Genomic DNA, 11,704 nt, shown 5'->3' with positions numbered 1-11,704 from the left:
TCCCTCAGGAGCCGAACGCAGAGCGTCCGTTGATTCATTCCTTTGCTGCGCGTGAAAACGATCCCCCAACTCATCAGGAGTTTCCATGACTCGCCAATACCCGGAACCGGACCTGACCTATCTGCAAAAAGTCCTGCTGGAAATGCTCGCCATCCCCAGCCCCACCGGCTTCACCGACACCATCGTGCGCTATGTCGCCGAACGGCTCGAAGAGCTGGGCATTCCCTTCGAGATGACCCGTCGCGGCACCATCCGCGCCACCCTCAAGGGCAAGAAAAACAGCCCGGACCGTGCCGTTTCCGCGCACCTGGACACCATTGGCGCCGCCGTGCGCGCCATCAAGGACAACGGCCGCCTGACGCTGGCCCCCGTGGGTTGCTGGTCCAGCCGTTTTGCCGAGGGCAGCCGCGTCAGCCTGTTTACCGACAACGGTGTAATCCGTGGCAGTGTGCTGCCCTTGATGGCCTCCGGACACGCGTTCAACACCGCGGTCGATGAAATGCCGATCAGTTGGGATCACATCGAACTGCGCCTGGACGCCTATTGCGCCACCCGCGCCGATTGTGACTCGCTCGGCATCAGCGTCGGCGATTTCGTCGCCTTCGACCCGTTGCCGGAGTTCACCGAAAGTGGGCACATCAGCGCCCGTCACCTGGACGACAAGGCCGGCGTCGCGGCGTTGCTGGCCGCGTTGAAAGCCATCGTCGACAGCGGCGAAGAGCTGGCGATCGATTGCCATCCGCTGTTCACCATCACCGAGGAAACCGGCAGTGGCGCCGCGGCGGCGTTGCCCTGGGACGTCAGTGAGTTCGTCGGCATCGACATCGCGCCCGTCGCGCCCGGCCAGCACTCCAGCGAGCACGCAGTGAGCATTGCGATGCAGGATTCCGGCGGGCCGTACGACTATCACTTGTCGCGACACCTGCTGCGCCTGGCCAGTGATAACGAGTTGCCGGTTCGCCGTGACCTGTTCCGCTACTATTTCAGCGACGCTCACTCGGCCGTCACCGCCGGCCATGACATCCGCACCGCCCTGCTCGCCTTCGGCTGCGACGCCACCCACGGCTACGAACGCACCCACATCGACAGTCTCGCCGCCCTCAGCCGCCTGCTCGGCGCCTACATCCTCAGCCCGCCGGTGTTCGCCAGCGACGCGCAACCGGCCAAGGGTTCGCTGGACCGGTTCAGTCACCAGATCGAACACGAGACGCAGATGGAAAGCGATACGCGGGTGCCTTCGGTGGATAGCCTCGTAGGCCAACGCAACGACAGGTAAGGGAATGCGCCAGCTCCTACTGGTGATGTTTTCATAACCGCCGTAGCATCGCGCCATTGATTTGACCGAGGTGCCTATGCTGATTCCCCACGACCAACTTGAAGTCGATACCCTGACCCGCCTGATCGAAGACTTCGTGACCCGGGACGGTACCGACAATGGCGATGACACGCCGCTGGAGACCCGTGTATTGCGTGTTCGCCAGGCATTGATCAAGGGCCAGGCCCTGATTGTCTTCGATCCGGAGAGCGAGCAATGCCAGTTGATGCTCAAGCACGAGGTGCCCAAGCATCTATTCGACTGATTTCTTGTTGCGCGCCAGCTTGCGCTGGATTCGCTCGTAGATCTCGCTGCGGTGCACGTTGACATGGTTCGGGGCTTCGATGCCGAAGCGCACGTTACCGCCATTGACGGCAATGATGCGCACCGAAATGGTGTCGCCGATGGAAATCAATTCGCCGACTACGCGACTCAGTACAAGCATGGCTTTGGTCCTTCAGGGTTACCGGGCCTTGAAGATGCCCGGTGCACGACGGGCCTACAAGACAGCCAGGGTAATCCAGACCGAACCTACAACCACTGGGTTGCCTTGCTGAAGGAAATGCCTGACACGCACCTCAATCGAAGGCCGATTCGTCAGGAAGCCGAGAAGCGTGGGCCGAACAGGATAACGCTTGCCCCGATCACGCACAGCGCCACGCCGAGCCAGTCGGAGCCCAGTGGACGAATCCGCTCGACCACCGCCAGCCAGCCAATCGAAGCAATAATGTAGATACCGCCATAAGCGGCATAGGCACGGCCTGCGTAAGTCGCCTCTATTCGCGTGAGCAACAACGCGAACAACGTCAGGCTGAGTAACGCCGGCACAACCCACCAGACGCTTTTACCCTGGCGCAACCACATCCAGAAGGCGAAGCAGCCGGCGATTTCGAACAACGCGGCGAGGAAAAACCACAGGTAATTGAGCATGCGAACGTCTCGCGAGGATGGCCGATGGCGGCCACCCTAGCGAGGCTGTTACGTGCGGGCAAGTTCAGCTTGCCGATTGCCTGGCCTTGGCGCGCATCTTGTCGGCCATCAGGGTCATTTCGTTGTAGAGCAGTTGCGGGTTCTTCTGCTTGAGCGCCCAGGCCTGGCGGCCCTGTTCGTGAGGCAGGATCATGAACTCGCCGGCGGCGACCTGCTGGTAGATATAGTCGGCAATATCGGCGGCACTGATGGGCGAACTTTCAAGCAACTTGCCAACCTGGGCTTTCATGGCCGGCGTCGGGCCGCGGAAGGAGTCCAGCAGATTGGTCTGGAAAAACGACGGGCAAACCACATGCACGCCGACTTCCTGATGCCCGAGTTCGATCAGCAGGCTTTCGGACAACGCCACTACGCCGGCCTTGGCCACGTTGTAGTTGCTCATGGCCGGGCCTTGCATTAACGCCGCCATCGACGCGATGTTGATGATCTTGCCCTTGCTCTTCTCCAGCAACGGCAGGAAAGCCTTGCAGCCCTTGACCACCCCCATGAGGTTGATTGCGATCTGCCAGTCCCAGTCTTCCAGGGACAGTTCGCTGAAGAACCCGCCCGAGGCCACGCCCGCGTTATTGACGATGACGTCGATACCACCGAACTTCGACTCGCAGGCCTGGGCAAACGCGGTCAGCTGACTGTAATCACGCACATCGCAACGCTGGATAAAACCGTCGCCACCGGCTTCGCGCACCTGTTTCAGGGTTTCCTGCAGGCCTGGTTCGCTGACGTCCGACAAGGCCAGCTGCCAGCCTTCGCGCGCCCAGCGCAGCGCGATTTCGCGACCCAGGCCGGAGCCCGCACCAGTGATCATCATGCGATTTTGCATAGCAAACAGCCTTGTTGTTCCGGGGAAGATGCGTCGAGTGTAGCGAAGGATATTGGCCGTCCCACGCTCTATCAGATTGCTGAATGCCCCGAGCAAACCGCCGGCGCGGCTCAACCAACTAACGCAACATCAGACGGAATAGGCAATAGTTCTAAAAACAGCAAAAAAACTTGGAATTTTCTGCCCTGCGCTGCGGTCGGATTTTTTAAGCAGCTCGAATAAATGACATTCCCGCTGACTGATAACGGCTAGGTCATTCCTGAATACTTAAAGCAAGGAAACAGACATGGGCACAATTCTTCTGATCATTCTGATCCTGTTACTGATCGGTGGTCTACCGGTCTTCCCGCACTCCAGAAGTTGGGGTTATGGCCCGTCCGGTATCATCGGCGTGGTGTTGGTGGTGATCCTGATCCTGTTGTTGCTCGGCAAGATATGAAGTTCTGACCGGCAAAAAAAAGAGGCTCTACAAGAGCCTCTTTTTTATTGCATCGCTATTTGCTCGGTCTTGCCAGTTTAATCCGGCTTGCCGTCGACCACACCGGCGGTGTTGTCGATCAGGCTCTTGGTCGCCGTTTGCAGGAACGCTTCGAGCTTGGTTTTAAGCTCAGCGGTACGCGGTGCATCAGGAACAACCACGGCACGAGGCGTAGCGCCCAGTTCGTACTGGTACATCTTCGGCGCCATGTCCTTGTCCTTGGGCAAGACCAGGATCTGGTCCGCGGTGATGATCGCGGTGGTCTGCTCGCTGCCCGACGGTTTGATCACACCGAAACCGGTGTCGCCTTCCGGCAGGTTGAGCAAGTCACGGCCCCAGCACTGATGACGCACTTCGCCACCGATCCGGCCCATGATGGTCGGCACGATGTCGACTTGAGTGCCAACAGTGTGGTCGAGCGTGCCAAACTTTTCCTGGATGCCCGGTGCGATCATCAGCATCGGCACGTTGAAACGGCCCAGGTCCATTTCGGTGATCTGACGCTCGTTGCCGAAACCGTGGTCGCCGACGATGACAAACAGGGTTTCCTTGAAGTAAGGCTCCAGGCGCGCTTTTTCGAAGAATTGACCCAACGCCCAATCCGAGTAGCGCATGGCGGTCAAATGATCATTCAGACTGCCACGATCGGTTACGCGCTCGACCGGCAAGGGGGTCGGCAACGCATAGGGCGTGTGGTTGGACAGAGTTTGCAGCAAGGCATAGAAAGGTTTCTTGTCCTTACCATCGCGGGCTTTGAGCTCCACCAGGCCACGGTCGAACATATCCTGGTCGGACACACCCCAGGTCGGGTCGGAGAACACCGGGTTAACGAAGTCGTTACGCCCAATGAAGTTGGTCATGCCCTGGTTGCTGAAGAAACCCGACTGGTTGTCCCAGGCGAAATCGCCGTTGTAGACATACACGTCATCGTACTCACGAGCGCTGAGCAACTGCGGCAGGCCGGACAGCTTGTGGCTGCCTTCCGGAGTCTGCATCAGGTATTCGAAACCCGGCAGGTTCGGAAAGCAGGCCATGGTGGCGAACATGCCCTGGTGGGTGTGGGTACCGTTGGAGAAAAAGTGGTCGAACAGCAGGCCTTCCTTCGACAGTTTGTCGAGGTACGGCGTGATATTGCCCGGTGCGCCCAGTGCACCCACCGAGTGACCGGCCATGCTTTCCATCAGGATCACGACGACGTTCTTGATTGGCAAGGTCTTGTCCGCCGGCGGCATGTAGTCACGACGCACGGCGGCGGTGTCGGCATCCACCAGTTTTTCGTCCTTCATCACCAGCAGGTCGCGCACGGTCTGCTGCGCCATCGGTTGAGGCAACGTGGCTTTCCAGATGTTGTCGCGATCTTCGGACATCCGGCTCTTCGCCGCAGCCACCAGGGACAGGGTACCGTTGAGACCCAGTTGGTTAGCGAAGTTGGAATCGGTGGTATAGACATCACCCCAACGCATGGGCGGACCTTGACGCAAGGTACCGCGGGCCGCGACCACGCAGATCAGCAGGCACACCACGAACACCATCGCACGCGAGTACCAGGGGGCAACTTGCCGGGTACTGATACTGCCGCCGCTGAAAGGGCCACGAGGACGCGTGGCACGGTCTGCACCCTTGAACGCGAGACTCAGGATCCAGGTACCCAGGGCCCAGGCCAGCAGGTAGCGAACTACCGGAAAACCGTACCAGAGCATGCTCATCACGGTTTTCGGATCTTCCTTCACATACTGGAAGACCAGCCCGTTGAGGCGCTGGTGGAACTCACGGTAGAAGTCCATCTCCATCAGGCCCAGGAACAGCGCGATGCTGGAGGTGACTGTCAGCCACAGGCGGAAAATTCCCCGCGCCGCCATGGCCCGGGCACTGAACAGCGCCAGCACCAGCGGAACGCTCAGGTAGACCACCAGGCGCAGATCGAAACGCAAGCCATTGGCGAATGCTTCGAGAAAGGTCGCGGCCGGTGTATCGAGGATCATTTCGCGGTTGTAGACCAGCAGCGCGAGGCGCAGCACGGAAAACATCACCATCATGACCAGAGCGCAAAATAGCGTGTAGGCCAGATGCGATTTGACGGTCGGTTGCAGCAAGCGACTCGTTGCTCGCTTCTGGCTCAGGGCGTCCGGAATTGCCATGTCGTTTTTAGGACCCATTGGAAGTTGAAGTTTCGAAAATACAGCTGCGCCCTGCCCTCTGTTGGCCAGTACTCGGCCCCGGGGTTTGCGCGGTGCGCAAATGGTGCACGATCAAACGCGGCATTGCCATTGATTACTGATCGTCGATGGCCTCGCGGGAGGGGAATTGTCTTGGAGGCTCTGTGAAAATTTTGTGCAACGAATATTCGGAAACACAATAAAGGTTTCTGTAGGAGCGATGCTTGGTCGCGATGGAGGCCAAAGTTAACGCGGGGTATCTGGCACCCCGCGGCGCTCCCAGTTTTTTCGTCGGAACGGCGCCCGGAGCCGGCTCGCTCCTACAGGGAATGGGTGGCACCCGCTTTTATTTCTCGGCCAGCGCCTTCAGGTTTTTCAAGGTATTGAACGGCGCATCCACCACAAACTTGTTGGCCACCATCGATGGCACGCTACCACCCGGCTCGGTATGCACCTGATAGGTCACTTCGACCTGATCGCCCTTGGGGACGAACTTCCAGAAACCATCGACCTTGGCGACCCGGACAAAACCCTTTTCTTCAGGAAGGTATTTCGGCACGCCCTCGAGCTTGCGCGTCAGGCTGCCATCGGCGCCTGTGATCGTGGTGATGTGCAGCACCGAATCACGCGGGGTGACCGGCCATGGCGTATTGAACTGGGTGTAGGTCCAGCTCTGGTCGCCTTCGTGCTTGAGCAACTTCTGGGTCTTGCACTCGTGAATCCAGGCGCAGGCACCGGCCACATCGTCCTGCAGCGCGCGCAGTTTGGCCACGGTGGTCTTCATCAGGGTGACGCCCTGGTAGGCCTTGTAGTCGGAGCCGGCCACTTCACTCAGCGAGATCTTGATGCCGTCTTCGTTTTTGGCGACTTTCCAGTCTTCGGCCTGGGCGACCGAAGTGGCCAGTACAGCCGTCAAACCACACAACACAGCGATACGATGCAGCGAACCCATAATTTTATTCCTTATTGTTGAAGTTCCGTTCTGAACACATCACGCCGCGGTCATCTGCTCCCACCAACCAATCAAGCGGATAGCCTCTTCGCTGCTGTTGCCACACACCTCGATGTCAGCCTCGAAGGCCGAACACACCGCCGGGCGCTCGGGTTTGCCGAAAATGTTGCACAGATTTTCAGCTGACAATTGCAGGCAACGTTCCCCGGCGGCTTTGCCATGGGGCATACCGGGAATCGGTGAACTGATGGAAGGGGCAATGCAGCAGGCGCCACAGCCCTCACGGCATTTCATGACGAAAAGCTCCTCGCGACGTGCAATGTGTTAAAGGACGGGGCACAGAGTAACCGCTAAAACAGTTGTTTTAAATTACCCTGGACTGGGTATTTGCCTGTAAACGGGCGTGACCGACCAGTCTCCGACCAAGCGTCTGACTGGGAGGTCTGCTAACGACGGGATTTACCGCTTGAACTCGAATTCCAGCGCTGCGCCTTCGACTTCACGGCGCTCTTCGTTACGCATTTGCAACTGCATTTCGTTGTTGATCAGCCTGCCGTTGAGCTGGAATTGGCTGCTTTTGTCACCGAACATTTGCGGCAATACCGGTTCACGCTTGGGCAATGGAACGGTACCGACCGGTTTCAGCTCTTCAACCATGTCCTTGGGCAGGCTCAAATCCAGGTCGGCTGAAGGCACCGGGGTTTTCACCACTTCGCTGGCCGGTTTGGACTTGGAGGCAATCGGTGCGCGCTTTTTTACCGCGGCGGGCTTTTTGACTGGTGCGGTTTTTTTCGGGGTTGCCTTGGCAGCGCTGGCGGCGGGTTTTTCCTGCGCGGATTCGGCCTTCACGGACGCCGGCTGAACACTCGCTAACAGGCAGATCAACAGCCAGACGGCAGGAAAAATCGGCTTCATGTACCCAACGACGCAAACGGCGAAAACGACAGAGGTGCATATGCTCGCCTGTTGCACGCCCCGTGACAAGCACGGACAGAGTCTGCCCGGTCAAAAGCCGCCAGCCATCTCCTGGCAGAGCTGTGTGGCGAGCATGCCCAGGGTCATCAACGCACGTTCGGCTTCGCGGTTCCACGGGATCCCGCAATTGAGCCGGATGCAGTGGTTGAACTGCTCGGTGTTACTGAAAATCAGCCCCGGCGCGATACTGATGCCCTGCTGCAACGCCCGCACATGCAGTTCCTGGGTGTTGACCCGTCCCGGCAGGCTCACCCACAAAATGAAACCGCCGGTAGGCCGGGTCATCTGCGTGCCTTCGGGAAAATACTGCTGCACCGCCAGCTGGAAGGCGCTGAGGTTCTTGCGGTACTCCTGGCGGATGTAACGCAAGTGACGGTCGTAACCACCGTTTTCCAGATAGGCGGCAATGCCCATCTGCGTGACACTGCAGGCCGAATGGGTACTGAAAGTCTGCAGGCGCTGGATCTCCTGCTGGTACTTGCCGGCAATCATCCAGCCGATCCGCACCCCCGGCGACAGGGTCTTGGAGAAGCTCGAGCAATAGATCACCCGGTCCAGCCGGTCATAGGCCTTGAGCGATTTGGTGCGGCCCTGCTCGAACATCAGCTCGCCGTAGATATCGTCTTCGACGACCTGGATGTCGAAGTCCGACGCCAGGCGCAGCAACTGCTTCTGCCGCTCTTCTGGCATGGTGCCGCCTAACGGATTGCTCAGACGAGTGGTCAGTACCAGCGCCTTGATCGACCACTGGTTGGCCGCCAATTGCAGGGCTTCGAGGCTCATGCCGGTGGACGGATCGCTGGGGATTTCGATGACCTTGAGACCCAAAAGATCGGCCAGCTGCAACAACCCGTAGTAAGTCGGCGACTCGGCCGCTATCAGGTCACCAGGCCGGGTCAGCACCCGCAGTGACATCTGCAAGGCGTCGACGCAGCCGTGGGTGATCACCACTTCCGAAGGGTCGACCACCACGCCGGCATCGCGCATGCGGATCGCCACCTGTCGGCGCAAGGGTTCGAAACCGGGGCTGAACATGTAGCTGAAAGCCCGCGGGCTATGGAACCGGGTGACTTTGGCCAGTTGCTGATGCAGGGCCCGCACCGGCAAATAGTCGACGCTGGGCACCGCGGCACCCAGCGGAAAAACGCCTTCGCGACGGGATTCGACCAACACCTGCTGAATGATGCTGCTGCGGGTGACCAGGCCTGGACGTTCGACCCGGGCAATATCTGGTGTCGGCGCAGTCAGCGCCGGGGTCTGGTGCACGTAGTAACCGGACTGCGGCCGCGCGCGGATCAGCCCCTGATCTTCAAGATTGGCATACGCCTGCAGCACCGTGGCATGGCTGACATTGAGCTGCGAACTCATCTTGCGCACCGAAGGCACGCGCTCTCCCGGTTGATAGACACCACGGCGGATGTCTTCGGCCAGTTGCTGAGCAATACGTTGGTAGAGCAAGAGGTTGGTCATGACGCAGCACTCGATTTCACGGGCATTTTATTCTTGTGTGAAACAATACCGGAACAGTTTAGAAGTGTACGGGGACAGTTGCCACAATAGTCGACAGTACAGTGCAGTGTCAGCAAAAACTGTACTGTTTTGTGCGGTAATCGGCAGGCGAAAAAAAACCCGGCGCTGTCTGGCAGGCCGGGCTTTCCAGAGACGCTACCCTTTAGCGGGCAGCGCCGAGCTGGCCTTTTTCGTCGGAAAACACAATTTCCACCCGACGGTTCTGGGCCCGGCCCCGTTCGGAGGCGTTCGCGTCAACCGGATACTCGTCGCCATAGCCTTCAACCCGGATGCGCTTGTCGTCGATGCCCAGGTCCATCAGCACATCCGCCACCGATTGCGCCCGGTCGCGGGACAGCTTGAGGTTTTCCTGCTTGCCGCCGGTACTGTCGGCGTAGCCTTCGATGCGCACCACGCGTTTGGGGTTAAGCTGCAGGAACTGCACAATCTTCAGCACCACGCGATTGGCCGAGTTTTTCAGCTCTGCTTTGCCGGTGTCGAACAGCACATCGCCCAGGGTCATCACCAGGCCACGGTCGGTCTGGGTGGTGGCCAGGGCAAGGATCTGTTCTTCCAGCCATTTGCCCTGCTGCTGCACGCTGAGCAACTTGGATTCGCGCAGGGCCAGTTGCAGGCGCTGGCGTTCCAGCTCAAGCTTGGCGGCGCGCTCTTCGTTGAGCACCAGATTGGTGTGCTCCCTGGCGATTTCGCTGTAGCGCTGGCTCAGGTAAGCGTAATGCACCACATCCGAGCCGCTGCCCCAATAGGTAGACAAACGGTCGGCGCGGGCCAGGGACTCACCGGCGCGAATCACGTCCTTGGGGGCGATACGCAGCACGTTGGAATCTTCCTTGACCTTCTGGAAGTCGGCGCCCGCCTGTTGCAGCGCCGCTTCGCCTTGCTGGCCGGCACAGCCGACAAGGCTGACAGTACCCGCCAGGATCAAAGCGCCGAGAAACTTGGACCTGAGGCTCATTGGGCAGCTCCCAACTGCTTTTGCAGGCGGGCGATGCGGGTATTGAGCACGTTCAGTTGTTCTTCACTCTTGAGGGTCAGGACCCGGGCTTCAGCCAGGCGCGCGTCCAGCTCGGCCTGCTCGGCGCGCATCCGCGCATTCCTGAAAGACTGGTCAGCCATGCTGCCTTTGGCCCGGTTGTACTTGTCTTCGGCCAGTTTCATTTGCGGCACTTCATCGGCAGTGGCTCCCACGGCCCTGGCCTGATCGACAGCCTGTGCGGTCAGGCGCATTTGTTCATTCGGCGCCGGATCGGCTGCACAACCCGCCAGAGCCAGAACGGCCAGGGCAGCGAAAAGAGGTCGAATACTCACTAAAAATCCCTACTGTTTTGGGGTACTGACAGGTTGTTTCTGCCGTTGAGAAAGTTGTGCGTTCCAGCGCTCGATATTGCGCAACAGCACGGCCTCCGTCAGTCCGGACGCGGGCAATTCTGTCATCTTTTTGGCCAACTGTCCGCGCAACCACGGATCGTTGCAGGCGGAGTTGTGGGAAACCGCCAGAAACAGTCCCGGTTTGTCGACTGGTTGCGCGCGGGCGACCAGGTCATTGGCCATGCCCAGTGCCTGCGTCATCGCCATGCCGGAGTAGCGCCCTGCCAGAACGAACTCCACCTCCCCCAAGAGCAATCTCTGAAAGGCCTGGGTCAGGTTTGGCGTACGGGTGAGGGTCAATTGCTGCTCGGCGAAAATGGCGAATTGCGAGGTCAATCGAGACTTTTCCGACAACGCCCCGGGATGACCGTGCAGGTCCGCGACTTCGTTGTAGACCAGCGACGAATCCTTGCGGGTCCAAACCAGATAATCGTTCTCCAGCAACGCTGGATGAATGTAGTCCAGGGATTCCAGCTCGCCGACCATCAACGGGGCGTCGGCCAGCATGTCCATGCGCCCGCTGCGTACTTCGTCCAGCGCCTGGGCGCGTTTGCCGGCGTAGAGCAATTGGACCTTGATGCCCAGCTGCCCCGCTACCTGCTGCAACAAGTCGGCACTGGCGCCAATCAGGTGCTTGGGATCTTGCGGGTCTTGCCACAGGTACGGTGGCGCATCCGGGCTGCCGGTGACTACCAGGCGTTCGCATTTGCCAGCGGCATTGGACAGCGCCGGGAATACCGTCAGCCCCAATAGCAATGACCAGCTACACACGCGACGCAGATCCATGGCAATACACTCCCACTCATGTCCGGTTATACCTGTAGGAGCTGGCTTTCCAGCGAAGGCGGTGTCACAGGCAACAATGATGTTGAATGTGACGGCCTCTTCGCTGGCAAGCCAGCCCCTAGAGGTACAGGAAAGGCAAAAAAAAGCCCGACCAAAAGGTCGGGCTCTTTATAAGTGAAGCCGCCGGATTAGACCAGCTTCTCCAGCTCAGGGATGGCTTCGAACAGGTCTGCCACCAGGCCGTAATCGGCCACCTGGAAGATCGGCGCTTCTTCGTCCTTGTTGATCGCAACGATCACCTTGGAGTCTTTCATGCCGGCCAGGTGCTGGATCG

General features: G+C 59.3%; 14 protein-coding genes and 1 pseudogene. 3 read left to right on the top strand and 12 right to left on the bottom strand.

What is annotated here, in order from left to right:
- Positions 1–85: 85 nt before the first annotated feature.
- Positions 86–1,276 carry an osmoprotectant NAGGN system M42 family peptidase gene (locus tag ACIO0C_RS20495; protein WP_401314842.1) on the top strand — a complete coding sequence of 397 codons (1,191 nt, stop codon included), beginning with the start codon at positions 86–88 and terminating at the stop codon, positions 1,274–1,276.
- Between the two features lie 76 nt (positions 1,277–1,352).
- Positions 1,353–1,580 carry a YheU family protein gene (locus tag ACIO0C_RS20490; protein ID WP_401314841.1) on the top strand — a complete coding sequence of 76 codons (228 nt, stop codon included), beginning with the start codon at positions 1,353–1,355 and terminating at the stop codon, positions 1,578–1,580.
- Here the strand turns inward: ACIO0C_RS20490 and csrA are convergent.
- The 3 genes from csrA to ACIO0C_RS20475 all read right to left on the bottom strand — a co-directional run bounded on the left by csrA (position 1,569) and on the right by ACIO0C_RS20475 (position 3,125).
- Positions 1,569–1,760 carry a carbon storage regulator CsrA gene (gene csrA / locus ACIO0C_RS20485; RefSeq protein WP_008060847.1) on the bottom strand — a complete coding sequence of 64 codons (192 nt, stop codon included), beginning with the start codon at positions 1,758–1,760 and terminating at the stop codon, positions 1,569–1,571. The two genes, ACIO0C_RS20490 and csrA, sit on opposite strands and share 12 nt — an antisense overlap.
- A gap of 152 nt (positions 1,761–1,912) precedes the next feature.
- On the bottom strand, positions 1,913–2,245 hold the full coding sequence (locus ACIO0C_RS20480; protein WP_008060845.1) for a YnfA family protein: 333 nt from the start codon (positions 2,243–2,245) through the stop codon (positions 1,913–1,915).
- 64 nt (positions 2,246–2,309) lie between these two features.
- Positions 2,310–3,125 carry an SDR family oxidoreductase gene (locus tag ACIO0C_RS20475; RefSeq protein WP_401314840.1) on the bottom strand — a complete coding sequence of 272 codons (816 nt, stop codon included), beginning with the start codon at positions 3,123–3,125 and terminating at the stop codon, positions 2,310–2,312.
- Positions 3,126–3,411: 286 nt separating this feature from the next.
- On the opposite strand from ACIO0C_RS20475, the gene ACIO0C_RS20470 reads away from it, so the two are divergent.
- A complete protein-coding gene (locus ACIO0C_RS20470; protein ID WP_008060837.1) occupies positions 3,412–3,564 on the top strand; it encodes a DUF3309 family protein in 153 nt (50 codons plus the stop codon).
- Positions 3,565–3,641: 77 nt separating this feature from the next.
- On the opposite strand, the gene ACIO0C_RS20465 is transcribed toward ACIO0C_RS20470, so the two are convergent.
- The 9 genes and pseudogenes from ACIO0C_RS20465 to ACIO0C_RS20425 form a co-directional block, all read right to left on the bottom strand.
- Positions 3,642–5,741: an LTA synthase family protein gene (locus ACIO0C_RS20465; RefSeq protein WP_401314839.1), complete on the bottom strand. Its 2,100-nt coding sequence runs from the start codon at positions 5,739–5,741 to the stop codon at positions 3,642–3,644.
- A gap of 364 nt (positions 5,742–6,105) precedes the next feature.
- Positions 6,106–6,711: an START domain-containing protein gene (locus ACIO0C_RS20460; protein WP_401314838.1), complete on the bottom strand. Its 606-nt coding sequence runs from the start codon at positions 6,709–6,711 to the stop codon at positions 6,106–6,108.
- Positions 6,712–6,750: 39 nt separating this feature from the next.
- On the bottom strand, positions 6,751–7,005 hold the full coding sequence (locus tag ACIO0C_RS20455; protein WP_272603243.1) for a YkgJ family cysteine cluster protein: 255 nt from the start codon (positions 7,003–7,005) through the stop codon (positions 6,751–6,753).
- A 165-nt stretch (positions 7,006–7,170) separates the two neighbouring features.
- On the bottom strand, positions 7,171–7,626 hold the full coding sequence (locus ACIO0C_RS20450) for a translation initiation factor 2 (protein WP_401314837.1): 456 nt from the start codon (positions 7,624–7,626) through the stop codon (positions 7,171–7,173).
- A 90-nt stretch (positions 7,627–7,716) separates the two neighbouring features.
- On the bottom strand, positions 7,717–9,156 hold the full coding sequence (locus tag ACIO0C_RS20445) for a PLP-dependent aminotransferase family protein (protein ID WP_008060827.1): 1,440 nt from the start codon (positions 9,154–9,156) through the stop codon (positions 7,717–7,719).
- A 202-nt stretch (positions 9,157–9,358) separates the two neighbouring features.
- The gene (locus tag ACIO0C_RS20440) at positions 9,359–10,171 is read right to left on the bottom strand and encodes an OmpA family protein (RefSeq protein WP_401314836.1); all 813 of its coding nucleotides are present in this window, start codon (positions 10,169–10,171) and stop codon (positions 9,359–9,361) included.
- On the bottom strand, positions 10,168–10,524 hold the full coding sequence (locus ACIO0C_RS20435; protein ID WP_401314835.1) for a DUF4398 domain-containing protein: 357 nt from the start codon (positions 10,522–10,524) through the stop codon (positions 10,168–10,170). The genes ACIO0C_RS20440 and ACIO0C_RS20435 overlap by 4 nt, the downstream gene beginning before the upstream one ends.
- Positions 10,525–10,533: 9 nt before the next feature.
- Entirely contained in the window at positions 10,534–11,370 is an 837-nt protein-coding gene (locus ACIO0C_RS20430; RefSeq protein ID WP_401314834.1) for a substrate-binding periplasmic protein, read from the bottom strand.
- A gap of 188 nt (positions 11,371–11,558) precedes the next feature.
- A pseudogene (locus tag ACIO0C_RS20425) lies at positions 11,559–11,704 on the bottom strand (electron transfer flavoprotein subunit alpha/FixB family protein); the annotation flags it as partial.

Origin of the sequence: Pseudomonas sp. NPDC087336 (assembly GCF_044744285.1) — a bacterium.
Taxonomy (GTDB): domain Bacteria; phylum Pseudomonadota; class Gammaproteobacteria; order Pseudomonadales; family Pseudomonadaceae; genus Aquipseudomonas.
Note: the sequence above shows the minus strand (reverse complement) of the source record. Positions and strands in the feature narration are given on the sequence as shown.